Source organism: Actinomadura sp. WAC 06369 (assembly GCF_003947565.1).
GTDB lineage: Bacteria > Actinomycetota > Actinomycetes > Streptosporangiales > Streptosporangiaceae > Spirillospora > Spirillospora rifamycini.
Genome location: NZ_QHJN01000011.1, coordinates 83,682 through 102,220, shown reverse-complemented (window position 1 = coordinate 102,220; position 18,539 = coordinate 83,682). Strand labels below are relative to the sequence as shown.

The 18,539-nt window shown below is 74.8% G+C and carries 16 protein-coding genes; 6 read left to right on the top strand and 10 right to left on the bottom strand.

All coding sequences use genetic code 11. The annotated features are described in order from the left end of the window. The coding region (locus DMH08_RS05250) for a DUF1707 SHOCT-like domain-containing protein (protein ID WP_148108579.1) at positions 1-516 on the bottom strand (516 nt) is incomplete at its 3' end. 81 nt (positions 517-597) lie between these two features. Here DMH08_RS05250 and DMH08_RS05245 point away from each other — a divergent pair. Genes DMH08_RS05245 through DMH08_RS05235 form a run of 3 tightly spaced genes read left to right on the top strand, consistent with a single transcriptional unit; the run spans position 598 to position 3,614 of the window. Beyond that, positions 598-1,545, top strand: a complete 948-nt coding sequence (locus DMH08_RS05245) for an ABC transporter ATP-binding protein (protein ID WP_084550147.1) — start codon at positions 598-600, stop codon at positions 1,543-1,545. Beyond that, positions 1,542-2,333, top strand: coding sequence for an ABC transporter permease (locus DMH08_RS05240; protein ID WP_125612048.1), 792 nt, complete (start codon positions 1,542-1,544; stop codon positions 2,331-2,333). Before DMH08_RS05245 ends, DMH08_RS05240 begins: the two co-directional genes overlap by 4 nt. A 54-nt stretch (positions 2,334-2,387) precedes the next feature. Beyond that, on the top strand, positions 2,388-3,614 hold the full coding sequence (locus tag DMH08_RS05235) for an MFS transporter (RefSeq protein WP_125612046.1): 1,227 nt from the start codon (positions 2,388-2,390) through the stop codon (positions 3,612-3,614). Positions 3,615-3,708: 94 nt separating this feature from the next. Here DMH08_RS05235 and DMH08_RS05230 read toward each other — a convergent pair whose 3' ends face one another. Continuing rightward, positions 3,709-3,939, bottom strand: a complete 231-nt coding sequence (locus DMH08_RS05230; RefSeq protein ID WP_026402168.1) for a hypothetical protein — start codon at positions 3,937-3,939, stop codon at positions 3,709-3,711. Positions 3,940-3,968: 29 nt separating this feature from the next. Next, on the bottom strand, positions 3,969-5,384 hold the full coding sequence (gene pdxR / locus DMH08_RS05225; protein ID WP_125612044.1) for a MocR-like pyridoxine biosynthesis transcription factor PdxR: 1,416 nt from the start codon (positions 5,382-5,384) through the stop codon (positions 3,969-3,971). 173 nt (positions 5,385-5,557) lie between these two features. Here pdxR and DMH08_RS05220 point away from each other — a divergent pair, with 173 nt between their 5' ends. The 3 genes from DMH08_RS05220 to DMH08_RS05210 all read left to right on the top strand — a co-directional run bounded on the left by DMH08_RS05220 (position 5,558) and on the right by DMH08_RS05210 (position 10,102). Then, the gene (locus DMH08_RS05220; protein ID WP_026402170.1) at positions 5,558-7,198 is read left to right on the top strand and encodes a fumarate hydratase; all 1,641 of its coding nucleotides are present in this window, start codon (positions 5,558-5,560) and stop codon (positions 7,196-7,198) included. A gap of 156 nt (positions 7,199-7,354) precedes the next feature. After that, positions 7,355-8,623, top strand: a complete 1,269-nt coding sequence (locus DMH08_RS05215) for a serine/threonine-protein kinase (protein WP_084550150.1) — start codon at positions 7,355-7,357, stop codon at positions 8,621-8,623. A gap of 87 nt (positions 8,624-8,710) precedes the next feature. After that, positions 8,711-10,102, top strand: a complete 1,392-nt coding sequence (locus tag DMH08_RS05210) for a class II fumarate hydratase (protein ID WP_125612042.1) — start codon at positions 8,711-8,713, stop codon at positions 10,100-10,102. A gap of 18 nt (positions 10,103-10,120) precedes the next feature. Here the strand turns inward: DMH08_RS05210 and DMH08_RS05205 are convergent, their stop codons facing one another. The 7 genes from DMH08_RS05205 to DMH08_RS05175 all read right to left on the bottom strand — a co-directional run bounded on the left by DMH08_RS05205 (position 10,121) and on the right by DMH08_RS05175 (position 18,531). Further along, the gene (locus DMH08_RS05205) at positions 10,121-11,089 is read right to left on the bottom strand and encodes a lytic transglycosylase domain-containing protein (RefSeq protein ID WP_233617403.1); all 969 of its coding nucleotides are present in this window, start codon (positions 11,087-11,089) and stop codon (positions 10,121-10,123) included. A gap of 441 nt (positions 11,090-11,530) precedes the next feature. Then, positions 11,531-12,901 (bottom strand): PhoH family protein, encoded by a 1,371-nt coding sequence (locus DMH08_RS05200; protein WP_125612040.1) that lies wholly within the window; start codon positions 12,899-12,901, stop codon positions 11,531-11,533. 111 nt (positions 12,902-13,012) lie between these two features. Next, a complete protein-coding gene (locus DMH08_RS05195) occupies positions 13,013-13,807 on the bottom strand; it encodes an isoprenyl transferase (protein WP_051300606.1) in 795 nt (264 codons plus the stop codon). A gap of 243 nt (positions 13,808-14,050) precedes the next feature. Further along, positions 14,051-14,674 (bottom strand): hypothetical protein, encoded by a 624-nt coding sequence (locus DMH08_RS05190; RefSeq protein WP_233617402.1) that lies wholly within the window; start codon positions 14,672-14,674, stop codon positions 14,051-14,053. 135 nt (positions 14,675-14,809) lie between these two features. Then, positions 14,810-15,331: a hypothetical protein gene (locus tag DMH08_RS05185; RefSeq protein ID WP_026402175.1), complete on the bottom strand. Its 522-nt coding sequence runs from the start codon at positions 15,329-15,331 to the stop codon at positions 14,810-14,812. 51 nt (positions 15,332-15,382) lie between these two features. Beyond that, a complete protein-coding gene (locus DMH08_RS05180) occupies positions 15,383-17,800 on the bottom strand; it encodes an ABC transporter permease (protein WP_125612070.1) in 2,418 nt (805 codons plus the stop codon). Further along, entirely contained in the window at positions 17,800-18,531 is a 732-nt protein-coding gene (locus DMH08_RS05175) for an ABC transporter ATP-binding protein (protein WP_199747628.1), read from the bottom strand. The genes DMH08_RS05180 and DMH08_RS05175 overlap by 1 nt, the downstream gene beginning before the upstream one ends. Positions 18,532-18,539 lie beyond the last annotated feature (8 nt).

Genomic DNA, 18,539 nt, shown 5'->3' with positions numbered 1-18,539 from the left:
GTCCGCACCCGCCCCGCCCCCGACGGCCCCACCATCGAGGTCGCGGGGGCTGAGGATCGTGCGGCCGGTGACGTCGACGCGGACGCCGTCGGGGACGAGCAGGCGGACGCGGCCCGCGAGGACGAGCGAGTCGAGGACGATGTGGCGGCGCTGCAGGACGGCTTCGCGCAGATCGAGCTCGACGGTGCCGAAGAGGGCGACGAGGGGGAGCTTGACGGGGACGACCCAGCGGCCCTCGCGGCGGGTGCGGCCGAACACGACGGAGACGGGGCGGTCGTCCACGAGGATCGGCTGGGCCTCCTCGGGGGAGAGGTCGCCCGTGAGGCCGGTGAGTTCGCCGAGGGTGCGGGCGGCGTAGGCGGCGGCGGTGCGTTCGGAGTGCTCGGCCATGGTGAGGCGGCCGTCCGCGAGGGCCTCGCCGAGGACGGCGGCGACGCGTTCCCGGTCGGCGTCGGACGCGCGCAGGTCGCGGACGCGCGTCGCCTGTTCGGCGGCCGGGCGGGAGGGGATGTCCACCCCTAGAGGTTAACGGGCGCAGCGGCGGGGACCGCGGAAAAAGGGTGGGGATTTGTCCGCGTCACTACTTAGGGTGCCCCTATGACCTTGCAACGTGCACCGGAGGCGGTCGGGGCCGGGTCGGCGGCGGCGATCAGCCTGCGGGGGGTCGTGAAGCGGTTCGGCGGCTTCACCGCCGTGGACGGGCTCGATCTGGAGGTGCCGTCCGGGATCTGCCTGGGGCTGCTCGGCCCGAACGGGGCCGGGAAGTCGACGACGATGAAGATGCTCACGGCGCAGGCGGTGCCGACCGCGGGGACGATCGAGGTGCTGGGGTTCCCTGTGCCGCGGGAGTCCAAGCGCGCGCGGGCGGCGATGGGGGTCGTCCCGCAGCAGGACAACCTCGACGAGGAGCTGACGGCCCGGGAGAACCTGGAGGTGTTCGCGCACCTGTACCGGGTGCCGCGCAAGGAGCGACGCGGGGCGGTCGACGACGCGCTGGCGATCGCGCACCTGACGGAGCGCCAGGGCACGAAGGTGGACGACCTGTCGGGCGGGATGCGGCGGCGGCTGCTGATCGCGCGGGGGCTGGTGCACCGGCCGCGGCTGGTGCTGCTGGACGAGCCGACGGTGGGGCTCGACCCGCAGGTGCGGGCGGAGCTGTGGGGGCTGATCGACGGGTTGCGGGCGCGGGGCACGACGGTGCTGATGTCGACGCACTACATCGAGGAGGCCGAGCGGCTGGCGGACGAGTGCGCGCTGATGTCGCACGGCCGGGTGATCGCCCGGGGGACGCCGGCGGAGCTGGTCGGCGAGTACGCGGGCGAGCGGGCGGTGGAGCACTACGGGCCGCCGGACCGGCTGGCGGAGGTGGAGCGGCTGGCGCGGGGCGCGGGGCTGCCGACGCGGCGGACGGGCCCGTCGGTGTCGGTGTTGAAGGCCGAGACGATCGCGCCGTCGCTGGCGGACGAGCTGGGGGCGGACGGCGTCCGCCGCGCGGCCAACCTGGAGGACGTGTTCGTGGTGCTGACCGGGGAGAGCGTGGAATGAGCGGCGCGCAGGCGGATCGGCTGCGCCGGTTCGAGATGGCGCCGATCCGGGGCGTGTGGCGGCACGAGCTGGCGCTGTTCAAGCGGTACTGGACGTCGCAGTCGTTCGCGTCGATGGTGGAGCCGACGTTCTTCCTGCTGTGCTTCGGCTACGGGTTCGGGTCGATGGTCGCGGTGATCGGCGACTACCGGTACCTGGACTTCGTGGCGACGGGCGTGGTGGGGACGGCGGCGCTGTTCACGTCGGTGTTCCCGGGGATGTTCAACGGCTACATCCGGCGGGTGTTCCAGCACACCTACGACGGGATGCTGGCGGCGCCGGTGGACGTGCACGAGCTGGTCACGGCGGAGGCGTCGTGGATCGCGGCGAAGTCGGCGGTGTACTCGTGCACGCCGCTGCTGGTGGCGCTGTTCTTCGGGCTGGACCCGTCGTTCGGGATGCTGCTGGTGCCGGTCGCGACGTTCTTCACGGCCCTGGGGTTCGGCCTGTTCGGGATGTGGACGTCGTCGGTGGTGCCGTCGATCAACTCGTTCGACTACGTGATCACGGGCGTGGTGACGCCGCTGTTCCTGATCGCGGGGACGTTCTTCCCGGTGGACGCGCTGCCGGCGTGGGCGGAGACGGCGTCGAAGCTGAATCCGCTGTACCACTGCGTGCAGTTGGTCCGGCACATGGTGTTCGGGATCGAGCCGCTGGCGGACCTCGGGCATCTGGCGGTGCTGGCCGGGTTCGCCGCGCTGATGTGGGTGATCGCGGTGCGGGGGATGCGCCGCCGCCTCATTGACTGACGGGTTCCCCGCTCTCTACGCTGACGCGAATCTTCCTCACGTTAGCGGGGGCGCATGGACACCAGGGACCGCCGGGCGCGCGCGTCGGCCTACACCGCGTTCGCCGTCCAGGGGCTGTGCTTCGCGTCGCTGGTGACGCAGGTGCCGCGGATCCAGGACGCGCACGGGCTGAGCGACGCGACGCTGTCGCTGGTGCTGCTGATGGTGCCGCTGGTCGCGGGCGCGGGCAGCGTCGCGTCCGGGGCGCTGTTCCGCCGGGTCGGCAGCGGGCCCGTCCTGCGGGTGTCGCAGCCCGCGGTGGCCGTGACGATCGTGCTGATCGGGCTGACCGGCGACGACGACCTCGCGCTGTACGCGGCGGTGGCGCTGTTCGGGCTGTTCGTCGGGGCGGTGGACGCGTCGATGAACGCGCAGGCCGTCGCGGTGGAGCGCCGGTACGGGATGAGCCTGATCACCGGCTTCTACGCGGTGTGGAGCGTCGCGGGGATCCTCGGCGGGCTGTGGGCGTCGCTCGCCAACGGCGTCGACCTGCCGCTGCCCGCCGGGTTCGGCATCGCCGCCGCCGTCGGGATCGCGGCGTCGCTGGCCACCGGGCACGGGCTGTACCGGCGCGCCGAGGAGGGCGACGGGCCGTCCGCCGCGGAGCTGAAGGCCGCCGGGCGGCGGGTGCCGTGGCGCCCGATCCTGGTGGTGGGCGCGGCGATGGCGGTGGCGTACCTGGCCGACTCGGCGATCTCCAACTACGGCGCGAAGTACCTCGACGACGAGCTGGGCGGGGCGGACTGGGTGGCGCCGCTCGGCTACGTCGCCTACCAGGTCGCGATGGTGGCCAGCCGGGCCGTCGCCGACCTGGCGGTGCGCCGCTCCGGCGCGGTGCCGGTGGTGCGGCTGGGCGGCGCGGTGGGCCTCGCCGGGATGGCCGGCGTGGTCGCGGCGCCGAACGCGCCGTTCGCGATCGCGGCGTTCGCCGTCGCCGGGCTGGGCCTCAGCGTGATCGCGCCGGTGTCGTTCACGGCCGCCGGACGGGTCGACCCGACGGGCCTCGGCGTCGCCGTGGCCCGGGTCAACATCTTCAACTACGTCGGGTTCGTCCTGGGCGCGGCCGTGGTGGGGGCGGTGGAGCCGCTGAGCGCGGACCACGGCCTGCGGTTCGCGTTCGCCGTCCCGGCGCTCCTGGTGCTGGTCGTGTTCGCGACCGCGAAGGGCTTCGCCCCCGCCCCGGCCGGGACGGACGCGCCGGACGCCGCGGCGCCGCGCCGTCCCGAGCCCACGGCGCCCTGACCGTCCGGGCACCGGCCGGGGCCGCCGCCGGGGACGGTCGGGCCCCCGGGGCGGCCGCCGCGGGGGCCCGGTGCTCCGGTCTCGCCGGACCCGGTCAGCCCTCCTCGAGCGCGGCGACGGCCCGCTCGCCCTCCGCCTGCGCCTCCTCGGGGGTCATGTCCTGGATCGCCCGGGCGAGCGCGACCTCGGCGGCGTCGGCCGCCGCACGCAGGGTCACCGCGTGCTCCTGCGCCCGCGCGAGGTCGCCCAGCCCCACGCAGTCGAAGGCGACCTGCCCGTCGTGCACGGCCATCTTGAGCTGCCGCGCCGCCTCTTCCAGACTCATCCGTACCTCCTACACCGGGAACCGTTGTCCTACCCGTGAGCCCCCGCTGCAACCGCTTGACCGAGCAGTTCCGCCGCCTTGACCAGGCGCCCCTCCCCCAGCCCGGCGTAGCCGAGGACGAGCGCGGGCGGCGCGTGCGCGGCCCGGCCGGGCGACCACATCGGGCGGGCGCCCGCGACCGACAGCCCGGCGCGGGACGCGCGGGCGACCACCCGCTCCTCGTCGCAGCCCGGGGGCAGCTCCACGTAGAGGTGGATGCCCGCCGAAACGCCGTGCACACGGGCGCCCGGGACGTGCCGCCGGACCGCGTCGGCGAGGGCGTCCCGCCGGGCCCGGTACCGGCGCCGCATGGCGCGCAGGTGCCGGTCGTAGCCGCCGGAGCGCAGGTACTCGGCGAGCGTGTACTGCGGCAGGACGGGCGTGCCGAGGTCGGTGTGCAGGCGGTGCGTCCGCAGGCGGGCGGCGAGCGGCGGCGGGACGGCCGCCCAGCCGAGCCGTATCGCGGGCGCGAGCGCCTTGCTGACGGACCCGAGCAGCACGACCCGCTCCGGATCGACCCCCTGCATGCAGCCGACGGGCTCCCGGTCGTAGCGGAACTCGGCGTCGTAGTCGTCCTCGATGACCAGCCCGTCGGCGTCCCGCGCCCACGCGATCAGGGCGGCGCGCCGGGCCGGGGACAGGACGACGCCCGTCGGGTACTGGTGCGCGGGCGTGACGAGCACCGCGCGCGCGTCCGTCCGGGCGAGGGCCGCGACGTCGATGCCCTGCCCGTCCACCGGGACCCGCACCAGCCGGACGCCGGTGGCCTGCAGCATCGGGAGCTGCCGGACGCTCGTCGGGTCCTCGACGGCGAGCACGGCGCGGCCGTCCGCGCGCAGCAGCCGGACCAGCGCCGACAGCGCGTGCGCCACCCCGTTCGTCACGACGACCCGGCCGGGGTCGGTGTGCGCGGCGCGGACGCGTCCGAGGTAGCCGGCCAGCTCGGTGCGCAGGACGAGCGCCCCGGCGGGGTCGGGGTAGGCGAGGGCGTCGTCCGGCAGCGCCTTCAGCGCGGCGCGTTCGGCGGCCAGCCAGCGGTCGCGGGGGAACGCCGCCAGGTCGGGGCTGCCGGGCCGCAGGTCGTGCTCGACGGGGGTGCGCGCGGCCGGCACGGGGGGCGCGGACCGGACGGGCGGGGCGGTCGGGCGGTCGTCGGGGCGGGCCAGGGGCGCGATCCGGGTGCCGTCGCCGCGCCGGGCGACCAGGAAGCCCTCGGCGGTGAGCTGCTCGTAGGCGGCGACGACGACGCCGCGGGACACGGCCAGGTCCCGGGCGAGGTCTCGGCTCGACGGCAGCCTGGTCCCGGCGGTCAGCCGGCCGGACCGGACGCCCGCGCGGAAACCGGCGGCGATCTGCGCCGCCAGCCGCCCCGCGGACCGGTCGAGTGGGAGATGAAGGTCGGTCACACCTCGTTCAGCGTCCGAAGGTATGACTTGTGTCACGGACCGGCCATTGGTCCATGATCTGACGACATCGTCGCCTTCTTCGGCGGACCTTCCGACGCCCCCGCCGCTCCGCCGGACCGGAGTCGTACCCTGTGAGGCGGCCCCTATCGGAATCGCGCGAGGATCTGCCTGAGATGCCTGAGTTCTCCTACACCGACCTGCTGCCGCTCGGAACGGACGACACCGACTACCGCCTGCTCACCACCGAGGGCGTCTCCACCTTCGAGGCGAACGGACGAACGTTCCTGCAGGTCGAGCCGGAGGCGCTGCGGCTGCTCACCGAGACCGCCATGCGCGACATCTCGCACCTGCTGCGCCCCGCCCACCTCGCGCAGCTCCGCAAGATCCTGGACGACCCGGAGGCGTCGCCGAACGACCGGTTCGTCGCCCTCGACCTGCTGAAGAACGCGGGCATCTCGTCCGGCGGGGTCCTCCCGATGTGCCAGGACACCGGGACCGCGATCGTGATGGGCAAGCGGGGCCAGCACGTCCTCACCGACGGCCGGGACGAGGAGCACGTCTCGCGCGGCGTCTACGACGCGTACACGCGCCTGAACCTGCGCTATTCGCAGATGGCGCCCGTCTCGATGTGGGACGAGAAGAACACCGGCAGCAACCTCCCCGCGCAGATCGAGCTGTACGCGGCGCCCGGCGACGCCTACAAGTTCCTGTTCATGGCCAAGGGCGGCGGCAGCGCGAACAAGTCGTTCCTGTACCAGGAGACGAAGGCCGTCCTGAACCCGAAGCGGATGATGTCCTTCCTCGAGGAGAAGATCCGCTCCCTCGGCACCGCCGCGTGCCCCCCGTACCACCTGGCGATCGTCGTCGGCGGGACGTCCGCCGAGTACGCGCTGAAGACGGCGAAGTACGCGTCGGCGCACTACCTCGACTCGATGCCGACCGAAGGCTCCCCCCTGGGGCACGGCTTCCGCGACGTCGAACTCGAGCAGCAGGTGTTCGAGCTGACGCAGAAGCTCGGCATCGGCGCCCAGTTCGGCGGCAAGTACTTCTGCCACGACGTCCGCGTGATCCGGCTGCCGCGCCACGGCGCGTCCTGCCCGGTCGCCATCGCCGTCTCGTGCAGCGCCGACCGGCAGGCCCTCGCCAAGATCACCGCCGAGGGCGTCTTCCTCGAGCGCCTCGAGACCGACCCCGCGAAGTACCTGCCCGACACCACCGCCGACCAGCTCGACGACCAGGTCGTCCAGATCGACCTGAACCGGCCGATGGACGAGATCCGCGCCGAGCTGTCGAAGTACCCGGTGAAAACGCGGCTCTCCCTCACCGGTCCCCTCGTCGTCGCCCGCGACATCGCGCACGCCAAGATCAAGGAGCGGCTGGACGCGGGCGAGCCGATGCCGCAGTACATGCGCGACCACGCCGTCTACTACGCGGGCCCCGCCAAGACGCCCGAGGGCTACGCGTCCGGCTCGTTCGGCCCCACCACCGCCGGGCGGATGGACTCCTACGTCGAGCAGTTCCAGGCCGCCGGCGGCTCGTTCGTCATGCTGGCCAAGGGCAACCGCTCCCAGCAGGTCACCGACGCCTGCAAGACGCACGGCGGCTTCTACCTGGGCTCCATCGGCGGCCCCGCCGCCCGCCTCGCCCAGGACTGCATCAAGAAGGTCGAGGTCCTCGAGTACCCCGAGCTGGGCATGGAGGCCGTCTGGAAGATCGAGGTCGAGGACTTCCCGGCGTTCATCGTCGTGGACGACAAGGGCGAGGACTTCTTCGCCGACACCTCGGGCCCGGTCCTCACCATCGGCCGCCGCTGACGCACCGCGGTCGCCCTCCGGTCCGGGGAAGAAAGTCGGGTTTTGCGAGGGTGGGCGGGGTGGGGTGGGGGCGATAGATCACGGTATCGCCCCCAAATCCAACTTCGTCGTGAGACTGCCGGATGACCGGATGGCTACTCCGGTATCTTTTCGCCCATGTCACAGTCTGAGCGCCTCGTTCTCGCGACGCGCTACCGGCTGGTCTCGGAAATAGGCCAAGGTGCCAACGGCACCGTGTGGAGAGGCCACGACGAGCTCCTCGACCGCGCCGTGGCGATCAAGGAGCTGCGGCTCCCCGAGGACCTCTCCGAGGACGACCGGGTCGTCTTCTACCGGCGCACCCTGCGGGAGGCGCGGGCCCCGGCGCAGTTGCGCACGCCCTCGATCGTCGAGGTGTACGACGTCGTCATCGAGCAGGGGCGGCCCTGGATCGTGATGGAGCTGATCGAGGCGCCGAGCCTCGAGGAGCTCATCGAGCGGTCCGGGCCGCTGCCGCCCGACCGGGTCGGGCACATCGGCCGCAAGCTGCTGGACGCGCTGGGCACCGCGCACCGGGCCGGGATCGTCCACCGCGATCTCAAGCCGAGCAACGTCCTGCTGGACGGCGACCGGGTGGTGCTCACCGACTTCGGGCTCGCGTTCTCGTCGGGGTCGGCCAGCCTGACGAAGACCGGGCACTTCATGGGCTCCCCCGCGTACGTCGCGCCCGAGGTCGCGGCGGGCGAGAAGGCCACGCCGCGGTCGGACCTGTGGTCGCTGGGCGCGACGCTGTACGCCGCGCTGGAGGGGCGGCCGCCGTTCGAGCGCGACAACGTGATGGCGACGCTCAGCGCGCTCGCGAACGAGCCGGCGCCGGTTCCGGCGAACGCGGGGACGCTCGGGCCGGTGATCACCGGGCTGCTGGAGAAGAACCCGACGCGGCGGCTCAGCCACGCGCGGGCGGCGGACCGGCTGGAGCGGGCGATGTCCGGGCCGCGGTCGGGACGGCGCCCGGCGACGCCCCGGTACCGGCTGACGGTCGTGGCGGCGCTCGTCGCGGCGACCGTCGCGTCCTGCGGGGTCGGCGCGACGGCGCTGATCGTCGGGATGATGCGGGAGGGGCCGGAGTCCCCGGCGACGCCGCCCGCGACGGCGAGCGGCGCGGCGGGCGCGGGCGTCCCGGCGGGCGTCGCGTCCAGCACGCTGGTGGTGCGGGCGAAGAGCGGCGCCTGCAAGATCTTCGTGTCGGTCCCGGGCGAGGCGATGACGGTGCTCAGCGACGAGACGCTGGCCCGCGGCGAGGCGCGCAAGTACGACCACCAGCGGCTGAACGCGGTGCTCTACGACGCCTCGGCGTGCGACGTATGGGTGAACGGGCGGCACGAGCCGGGGGGCGCGCCGGGCGAGCGCAAGAACCTCACCGTGACGCGGACCATCGGGGGCTGAAGGTCACGGCCCGCGGGGGAATGTCCCCGCTCCGGGGACGGCTGTCCCGAGAGGAGCGGGGAAGGACCCCGGCGGGAGGTGTCGTAGATGACCGAGGATTTCCGGATCGAGCACGACTCCATGGGGGAGGTCCGGGTTCCGGCGTCGGCCAAGTGGCGGGCGCAGACCCAGCGGGCCGTGGAGAACTTCCCGGTCTCCGGGCGGACGCTGGAGCCCGCGCACATCGCGGCCCTCGGCCGGATCAAGGCCGCGGCGGCGGTCGTGAACGCCGAGCTGGGAGTGCTGGAGGACGATCTCGCCGCGGCGATCGCGGACGCGGCCGGGGAGGTCGCGGAGGGGAAGTGGGACGACCAGTTCCCCATCGACGTGTTCCAGACGGGCTCGGGCACGTCGTCGAACATGAACGCGAACGAGGTCGTGGCGACGCTCGCCGAGGAGCGGCTGGGACGCCCGGTGCATCCCAACGACCACGTGAACGCGTCGCAGTCGTCGAACGACGTCTTCCCGTCCTCGATCCACGTCGCGGCGACCGGGGCGGTGGTGGACGAGCTGATCCCGGCGCTGCGGCACCTGCGGGACGCGCTGCACGCGAAGTCCCGCGAGTTCGCGACCGTCGTGAAGGCGGGCCGGACGCACCTGATGGACGCGACGCCCGTGACGCTCGGCCAGGAGTTCGGCGGGTACGCGGCGCAGGTGAACCACGGGGTGGAGCGGCTGGAGGCGGCGCTGCCGCGGCTGGCGGAGCTGCCGCTGGGCGGGACCGCGGTGGGCACCGGGATCAACACGCCGGACGGCTTCGCGGCGCGGGTGGTCGCGGAGCTGGCGCGCGCGACGGGGCTGCCGCTGACCGAGGCGCGCGACCACTTCGAGGCGCAGGGCGCGCGGGACGGCCTGGTGGAGGCGAGCGGCGCGCTGCGGACGGTCGCGGTGAGCCTCACCAAGATCGTGAACGATCTGCGCTGGATGGGGTCGGGGCCGCGGGCGGGGCTCGCGGAGATCCGGCTGCCGGACCTGCAGCCCGGTTCGTCGATCATGCCGGGGAAGGTGAACCCGGTGATCCCGGAGGCGGTGGCGCAGGTCGCGGCGCAGGTGATCGGGAACGACGCGGCGGTCGCGTTCGGCGGCGCGTCGGGCAGTTTCGAGCTGAACGTGATGCTGCCGATGCTCGCCCGGAACGTGCTGGAGTCGGTCACGCTGCTGGCGAGCGCGTCGCGGCTGCTCGCGGACCGGTGCGTCGCGGGGATCGAGGCCGACGCGGAGCGGATGCGCGAGTACGCGGAGTCGTCGCCGTCGATCGTCACGCCGCTCAACCGGTACATCGGCTACGAGGAGGCGGCGAAGGTCGCCAAGCAGGCGCTCGCGGAGCGCAGGACGATCCGCGAGGTGGTGCTGGAGCGGGGCCACGTGGACGCCGGGCGGCTGACGCTGGAGCAGCTCGACGCGGCCCTGGACGTCCTCGGGATGACGGGCGCCCGCTGAGGGGCGCCCGTCCCGGGGTCAGTACGAGCCGTTGTCCAGGAAGTTGTTCCAGGCGCCGCAGGGGGTGTCGTACCGGTCCTTGATGTAGCCGAGGCCCCACTTGATCTGGGTGCGGGCGTTGTTCTGCCAGTCGGGACCGGCGGAGGCCATCTTGGAGCCGGGGTTGGCCTGCGGGATGCCGTACGCGTCGGAGTAGGGGTTGTCGGCGTGGACGTTCCAGCTGCTCTCCTTGTCCCACAGCTTGACGAGGCAGCCGAACTGGCCGTCGCCGCTGAAGCCGAAGTCGGGGAGCATCGCCTTGGCGATCTGCTGGGCCTCGCCGGCGGGCACCGGGTCGGTGACCTTGGCGGTGGAGCCGCCGCCACCGCCGTCGTCGTCGTCGCGCTTCGCGGGCGACTTCGTCGGCGTGGGCTTCTTGGTGGGCAGCGGCTTGCCGACGGCCTGGAGCTCGAGCTTCTCGCCGCCGTCCTGCCGGACCTGCTGGGCGGCCCGTTCGAGCGCCTTCTCGTGCCGGAGCTTCTCCAGGACCTTCGGGTCGATCGTGGGGGTGGGGGCGGCGTCGGCGAGCGGCCGGGCCGGCCCGACGGTGGTCTCGCCGTCGCCGGTCAGCGCGAACGCGGCGACCGTCCCGCCGCCGACCACGACGGCCGCGCCCGCGGCGATCGCGGCAGCGCGGAGCCCGTTGCGGCGCGCCGAGCCCTTCCCCGCGGCCCGGCGGCGCCCGCCGCGCCCGCCCGTCCGGCGGGGGGCCGCCGCGGGCGGCTCGGCGACGGGCAGGTCCCATGCGGTGTCGTTCGGGTCGGCCGGTCGCTCCGGGTCGCCGGGGACGGCCGCGAGGCCGAGCGTGTCGCCGCCCGGTGCGCCGCCCGCCGTCCCGGGCTCGGCCGCGGGGGACGGTCCGGCGACGCGGACGTCCTCCTCGTGCGGGAGCGGGCGCGGGTGCTGTCGTTCGTCTCGCCTAGGGGACCCGGGACGGTCTCCGGACAAGGCGGTCCTTCCGACGGTCGCGCGCGCATGGGCACGCGCGCGAGCGGCTTCCACCCCCCGCCGCCCGTGCCGTCCGAAGGCGGGACGGCCGCGGCCCGGAGCGGTCCGGGGCGCCGTGCGTCCCGCGTGCGGGGCGGCGCGGCGGCCCGGTGCACCGCTCTGGGGGTGCTTACGGGGAGCCACAATGCCCGAGGCCGAGGGCCGCTCCGCAACCGAAACGAGACATGAGCCGACGGAGACCGCGTTGTCAACTTCCCGGTCACGCCCCGGAAACCGCCGTCCGACCTGCGGTTCGGTGACGCTCTCCGGCACCCTGTGACCTTCGCCACAGATCAACTCACGGGCGTGCGTCGATCACGGTCGGTACAGGGCGGTGTGGCGCGGACGACACCGCCCCGGCGACCGCACGGTCACCGGGGCGGCACGCTACGCGACGGCGGGTCAGCCCGTGACGTCGCCCAGCATGTCGGTCACCAGCTCGGCGATCGGCGAGCGCTCGGAGCGCGTCAGCGTCATGTGCGCGAACAGCGGGTGGCCCTTCAAACGTTCCACCACCGCGGCGACGCCGTCGTGGCGGCCGACCCGCAGGTTGTCGCGCTGCGCCACGTCGTGCGTCAGCACCACCCGGGAGCCCGCGCCGATGCGCGACAGGACCGTGAGCAGCACGCCGCGCTCCAGCGACTGCGCCTCGTCGACGATGACGAACGAGTCGTGCAGCGACCGGCCGCGGATGTGGGTGAGCGGGAGCACCTCCAGCATCCCCCGGTCGAGGACCTCCTCGATGACGTCCGGGGTCGTGACGGCCGACAGCGTGTCGTAGACGGCCTGCGCCCACGGCGACATCTTGTCGTTCTCGGAGCCCGGCAGGTAGCCGAGCTCCTGCCCGCCGACCGCGTACAGCGGCCGGAAGACGACGACCTTGCGGTGCCGCCGCCGCTCCAGCACGGCCTCCAGGCCCGCGCACAGCGCCAGCGCGGACTTCCCGGTGCCCGCGCGGCCGCCGAGCGAGACGATGCCGACGTCCTCGTCCATGAGCAGGTCGAGCGCGATCCGCTGCTCGGCGGACCGGCCGCGCAGCCCGAACACCTCCCGGTCGCCGCGCACCAGCTTCACCGACTTGTCCGGCAGCGTGCGGCCGAGCGCGGACCCGCGCTCCGACAGCAGCCGGAGGCCGGTGTGGCACGGCAGGTCGCGCGCCTCCGCGATCTCGCCCCGGCCCGCCTCGAACAGGTCGTCGACGACGCCGCCCGGCAGCTCCAGCTCGCGCATCCCGGTCCAGCCGGACTCGACGACGGCGAGCTCGGCGCGGTACTCCTCGGCGGCCAGGCCGACGGCGGACGCCTTCACCCGCATCGGCAGGTCCTTGGAGACCAGGACGACGTCGCGGCCCTCGCGCGCGAGCCACCCGGCCACCGACAGGATCCGGGTGTCGTTGTCGCCGAGCCGGAAGCCGTCCGGGAGGACGCTCGGGTCGGAGTGGTTCAGCTCGACGCGGAGCGTGCCGCCGACGTCGCCGTCCGGGCCCTCGATCGGCAGCGGCTCGTCCAGCCGGCCGTGCGCGAGCCGCAGGTCGTCCAGGGTGCGCAGCGCCTGCCGGGCGAAGTACCCGAGCTCGGGATGGTGCCGCTTGGCCTCGAGCTCGGAGATGACGACGATGGGGAGTACGACCTCGTGCTCGGCGAACCGGGTCATCGCCCCCGGGTCGGCGAGCAGGACGCTGGTGTCGAGGACGTACGTGCGCCGCGGGTCCGGAACGGAGGTCCCGGAAGCGGTCCCGGTCGAGCCGGGGCGGCGCGCGGAGGTTGTGGCCACTCGATCTCCCTGACTATGGGGGAACTACCGGTGGCGCCGCAGTCCGCCCCCGTGCGGCCGCGTCCCCCGGTCCGGGGGCGGCCTTGGGCGGTGGGGGTCGGAGGCCGACCGTCAGGTACCGTAGCGCCGGTGCCGCGCGGCATACGAGCGTATGGCCCGCAGGAAGTCCACCTTGCGGAAGTCCGGCCAGTGGACCTCGCAGAAGTAGAACTCCGAGTGGGCGCTCTGCCAGAGCATGAAGCCGGAGAGACGCTGCTCCCCCGACGTGCGGATGACCAGGTCGGGGTCCGGCTGGCCGCGCGTGTAGAGATGCTCCGCGATGTGCTCCACGTCGAGGGACTCGGCGAGTTCCTCGATGCTGGTGCCACGGCTCGCCTGCTCGACGAGCAGAGAGCGCACCGCATCAGCGATCTCACGCCTACCCCCATACCCAACCGCGACGTTCACAATCAGGCCCGGGGCGTTCGATGTGGCTTCGGCGGCGTCTTTCAGGACGCGGGCGGTCTCGGCGGGCAGCAGATCGAGGGCGCCGACCGGCTTGACGTGCCATCCCTCGGCGGCCAGGCCGCGGACGGTGTTCTCGATGATCCGCAGCAGCGGTTCGAGTTCGTTCGCGGGGCGGTTGAGGTTGTCGGTCGACAGCAGCCAGAGCGTGACCAACTCGACGCCCGCCTCGGTGCTCCAGTGCAGCAGCTCGGAGATCTTCCGGGCGCCGGCCTGGTGCCCGGTGTTGACGTCGGCGAGGCCCATCGACCGGGCCCAGCGCCGGTTGCCGTCCAGGATGACGCCGACGTGGCGGGGCGTGACGTCGGTCGGCAGGGACGACTCGACGCGGCGCTCGTAGATCCGGTAGACGACGTCGCGGAACGCCGCGTACGGGCCGCTGCGGCGGACCGCGGTGGACAGCGGGCCGTCGCCGGTGCCGGCGCCCGCGATGCGCTCGCGCACGGCGTCCCCGCCCTTGCGGCCCCCGCCCAGGGGGCCTCCGCGCACGCGGTCCCCGCGCGCGCCGTCCCGGTTCCTGCGCGTTCGCCGAATCCCCATGGTGGGCGTCCCTTCGAGCGGTCGTCCCGTGCGGGAAGGACGCTCAATTATGGCGCGACGGCGGCACCTCTCCGGCACCTCTCCGGCCGTCCCGCTGCTCTGAGGCTAACGCGCGGGGCGCCGGTTTCGTCCGGTTCGGCCCGCTCCGGCCAAGCTCTGGACGGCCGGGATCGGACCGGTCCGGCGGGTCTGCGAGCGCCGCTGCAGGCGGTCGGCCTCGACGAGCAGGCCGTCGAGGAACCGGACCAGCTCGGTGGAGGTGAGGACGGCGCGGACGCCGCGGCCGCCCGCGCCCCACGCCTCCAGCACGGCGCGCCGCGCGACCCGCCAGCGCCCGGCGGCGGACTGCTGCCGCCCGACCCACAGCGAGGACGTCCGCACGGTGCAGCGCAGCTCGCCGGTGCTCATCACGTCGCCGCGGTCGCGGTAGCGGAACGCGAACAGTTCGGGGTCGCGCGCGGCGGCGCCGTCCCGTCCGGCGTCCCGGCCGGGGAAGCGGTCGTCGGGGTCGGGCCAGCGGGCGGCCTGCGGGGAGCCGTCGGCGCGGGCGGCGGCCAGCCGGGCGGCGGCGTCGGCGAGGAAGTAGCCGCAGCGCTCCCCGACCGCGCCGAACACGGCGCCGTCGCGGCGCAGCTCGAGGGTGACCTCGTAGGGGGCGCCGCCGCGGTCGAACGACGGCACGGGCAGCACGGTGAGGGCGGAGCCGTCCAGGCAGCGCAGCGTCCTCACGCCCCCGGCCCCCTTCCGATCACGGCGGTATCCCCGCACCCTAGGCGAGGTCACCACCATGATCACATCCACCGGAGCCCGGGATCGGGCAATGAAACCGCTCCGGCGGGTCGCGCCGCGGACCGGGGGCCGCGGTCAGGGCTTGGGACCGGCGGCGCGGGCGCGCTCGACGTGCTCGAGGGCGGCGCGCAGCTCGGTCAGCCACTCGTCGGTGTTGCGGCCGACGAGCCGGACGCACCAGGCGAGCGCGTCGCTGCGGCTGCGGGCGACGCCGGCCTCGACGAGGGTGTCCAGGACGCGGCGCTCGGGCTGCCGCAGCCGGGTCATGACGGGCACGGACAGGGTGGTGAACATCTCCCGCTCCCCGCCGCAGTCGACGCCCCACGACACCTTGCGCCCGAACCGCCGCTCGGCCTCGCGCGCGATGGCGATGCGCTCGTCGCGGGTGTCGGCCCGGAACCGCCGGACGTGCCCGGCGACGAGCGCGGCGCGCTCCGCCGCGGAGACGTCCGCGGCGGCGCCGGGTTCGCGGAGGCGGCCCACCACGCCGACCTCCTCGCGGTCGAGGACGATCTCGATCCTCCCCTCGAACCAGTCCTCCGGAAGCCGCCCGGAGAACCAGCCCCGCAGCTCCTCCACCGCTTCGCTCGTACTCATGTAATCAAAATTACAACCCTGCGGGGGATGGCGCCAGCCACCCGGCCTTGATCATTCCCGCGCGCCGACGGCCGCGGCCGGCCGCACGGCCATCACGAGCCGGGCGGGCAGGGCGGTGGCGGCCAGGGCCGCCGCGCCGCCCAACGCCAGGACGGCCAGATGGACGCCCGGCGGGACGTGCGGGGCCCCGCCGGTCATCCCGCGCGCGAACGCGGTCAGGACGGCGAAGGCGATCGCGGTGCCGAGGACGCCCGCGACGAGCACCATCGAGCCGGTCTCCCAGCCGAGCATCCGCAGGAGCTGGCGGCGGGTCGCCCCGGCGAGGCGCAGCGCGGCCAGCTCGCGGGCCCGGTCCGCGGTCGCCATCGCGAGGGTGTTCACCACCGCGATGGCGGTGAACGCGATGATCAGCGCCATCGCGACATAGTTGACCTGGGCGTTCGCCGCGGCCCGCGCCTCGGCGAGGGCCCCCGCGCCGGCGGCCGGGACGCCGTCCGGGAGCGCGCCCGCGACGAGCAGGGTGCCGCGCGGGTCGTCGACGTGCGCGGCGACGACCTCGTGGGCGAGGGTGAGGTCGCCGAACCCGAGGCCGCGCCCGTACACCGCGACGACCGTCGGCTCGATCGGCGTGCCATCGCCGAGCGTCAGCGGCAGCCGGTCCCCCGGCCCCACGCCGAGCCGGTCGGCGGCCGTGGTGCTCACCGCGACCGTCGACGGCCCCAGAGCGTCGAGCGACCCCGCGCGGACGTCCAGGTCCAGGGTGTGCCGCAGGCCCTCCGGTGTCACGCCCTGGACGGCGTAGTTCTCCAGGCCCACCCGGACCGTGCCGCGCACGACCTCGGTGACGGCGGTGACGCCGGGCGCCGCGCGCAGCTCCTCGGCCGCCGCGTGCGGCACGCGCGGGCCGACCACGTGGTCCGCGACCGTCCCCCGCTCCGCCTGCCGCGTCGCCGCGTGCCCGAGGGTCGTCTGCGCGAACAGGATCGTGGCGGTCAGCCCGATCATGAGGGTGAGCGGGGTGACGACCGACGCGACCCGCCGCGCGTCCATCGCGAGGTTCGCCGCGGCGAGGTGCCCGCCGCCGGGAAGGCGCCGCAGCGGGACCGCCAGGACGGCGACGGCGGCGCGGGCCAGCGCGGGGCCGAGCAGCGCGACCGCGACCGTCCAGACGAGCGCGGTGAGGACCGTGACGGGACTCGACGCGGCCTCGGTGTCCAGGTTCGCGAGCACGAGCGTCAGGACCGCGCCGCCGGCCGCCGCGGCGAGCCCGGCCGCGACGCGCGGCGCGCCGAGGCGGGCCGGGCGCAGCGCCGCGTCCCCGAGGGCCTCGACCGGACGGACCCGCGCGGTGCGGCGCCCGGCGACGCGGGCGGCGGCGACGGCCGCGGCCGCCGTGGCGAGCACGGCGGCGAGCGGCGGGACCGGGCCGACGACCAGGTCGAGGTTCGGCGGGAGGGCGCCGAGGCCGCGGAACCGGTCCCGCAGCCAGAAGGCGAGCGGGAGTCCGCAGGCCGCGCCGAGCGGCGCCGCGGCGAGCCCGACGAGCAGCGCCTCGCGGCCGATCATCCGGCGGACCTGCCTGGGCGTGGCCGCGACCGCGCGCAGCAGCGCGATCTCCCGCTCCCGCTGCCGCACCGACAGCGCGAACGTCCCGGACACGACGAGGACCGCGACGAGCAGCGACGTGCCGCCGAGCGCGCCGCCCATGCTGATCAGGTCGATCCGCGCCTCCTCCGCGCCGAGGAACTCGGCCCTGCCCCGGTCCGTCCCGGTGCGGACGGTCGCGGACGTGCCGCGCACCGCGTCCCGCACCGCCCGTTCGGGGCCCCACGCGCCGATCGCCGCGACCCGGCCGTCCCGGCCGGCCAGGCGGCGGGCCTGCTCCGCCGAGAAGAACAGCGCGGCCTGGTGGTCGAGCGACTCCGCGGTCACGCCGACGACGCGGTAGGTGCCGTCCGCCGTGGACGCCACGCGCACGTCCGAGCCGACGCGCAGCCCGTTCGCGCGGGCGGTCCGGGCGTCGACGACGATCTCGCCGGGGGCCGCGGGCGGCCGCCCGTCCCGCAGCGTGAAGGGGGTCAGCGCGGCCGACTCCCAGCCGTGCCCCCACGACGCGCCGTCCGGATCGCCGATCTCGGCGGGGAACACGACCTCGGCGACGGCGCGCCGCACCCCGGGCGCGGCGGCGACCCGGTCCGCGACCGCCGCGGGCAGCCAGGCGCGCTCCGCGATCGCCTTCGACTTGCGCTTCTCCTTCCCCTTCTTTACCTCCGTCCGGTGGACGAACTGGTCGCCGGCCACGATGACCGGCGCCCCCGCGTACCGCTCGGGCTCGACCGACCCGCGCAGGCCGGTGTCGAGGAGGACGCCGCAGGCGCAGACGAGCGCGGCGGCGCACAGCAGCGCCGCGAAGGCCCCCGCGAACCCGGCGCGGCGGTGCCGCAGCGTGGCGAGCGCGATCGCCGGCATCAGGTCCACGCCCCCAGCCGCGTCATGCGGGCCGCGACGCGGTCGCTGGACGGGTCGTCGAGCCGGTCGGCGATCCGGCCGTCCGCCAGGAACACCACCGTGTCGGCGTAGGACGCGGCGACCGGGTCGTGCGTGACGATCACGACCGTCCGGCCCATGCCGTCCACGGCGTCGCGCAGCAGGGTGAGGACGTCGCGGGCCGTCATGGTGTCGAGGGCGCCCGTCGGCTCGTCCCCGAACAGCACCTCCGGCCGGGTGACGAGGGCGCGGGCGATCGCGACGCGCTGCTGCTGGCCGCCCGACAGCTCCGCGGGCCGGTGCCGGGCGCGGTCGGCGAGCCCGACGCGGTCGAGGACGTCCCGCAGCCGCGCCCGGTCCGGCCGGGTGCCGGCGAGCCGCAGCGGGAGGGCCACGTTCTGCTCGACGGTCAGCGACGGCACCAGGTTGAACGACTGGAACACGAACCCGACGCGCCGGCGGCGCAGCTCGGTCAGCTTCGTCTCGCTCATCGACGACAGCTCCGTGTCGCCGAGCCGGACGCTGCCGGACGTGGGGGTGTCGAGGCCCGCCGCGCAGTGCAGGAACGTGCTCTTGCCGGAGCCGGACGGCCCCATGATCGCCGTGAACCGGCCGCGCGGCAGCTCCGCCGTCACCTCGCGCAGCGCCGCGACCGCGCCCGCGCCCCGGCCGTAGACCTTGCTGACCGTGTCCATCCGTACCGCTGTTTCCATACCCCCGA

Bases quoted from the DNA above. Each gene is read 5' to 3' on its own strand.
- DMH08_RS05245 (WP_084550147.1), top strand. From the start codon at position 598: ATGACCTTGCAACGTGCACCGGAGGCGGTCGGGGCCGGGTCGGCGGCG.
- DMH08_RS05240 (WP_125612048.1), top strand. From the start codon at position 1,542: ATGAGCGGCGCGCAGGCGGATCGGCTGCGCCGGTTCGAGATGGCGCCG.
- DMH08_RS05235 (WP_125612046.1), top strand. From the start codon at position 2,388: ATGGACACCAGGGACCGCCGGGCGCGCGCGTCGGCCTACACCGCGTTC.
- DMH08_RS05230 (WP_026402168.1), bottom strand. From the start codon at position 3,939: ATGAGTCTGGAAGAGGCGGCGCGGCAGCTCAAGATGGCCGTGCACGAC.
- DMH08_RS05220 (WP_026402170.1), top strand. From the start codon at position 5,558: ATGCCTGAGTTCTCCTACACCGACCTGCTGCCGCTCGGAACGGACGAC.
- DMH08_RS05215 (WP_084550150.1), top strand. From the start codon at position 7,355: ATGTCACAGTCTGAGCGCCTCGTTCTCGCGACGCGCTACCGGCTGGTC.
- DMH08_RS05210 (WP_125612042.1), top strand. From the start codon at position 8,711: ATGACCGAGGATTTCCGGATCGAGCACGACTCCATGGGGGAGGTCCGG.
- DMH08_RS05185 (WP_026402175.1), bottom strand. From the start codon at position 15,331: ATGAGTACGAGCGAAGCGGTGGAGGAGCTGCGGGGCTGGTTCTCCGGG.
- DMH08_RS05180 (WP_125612070.1), bottom strand. From the start codon at position 17,800: ATGCCGGCGATCGCGCTCGCCACGCTGCGGCACCGCCGCGCCGGGTTC.
- DMH08_RS05175 (WP_199747628.1), bottom strand. From the start codon at position 18,531: ATGGAAACAGCGGTACGGATGGACACGGTCAGCAAGGTCTACGGCCGG.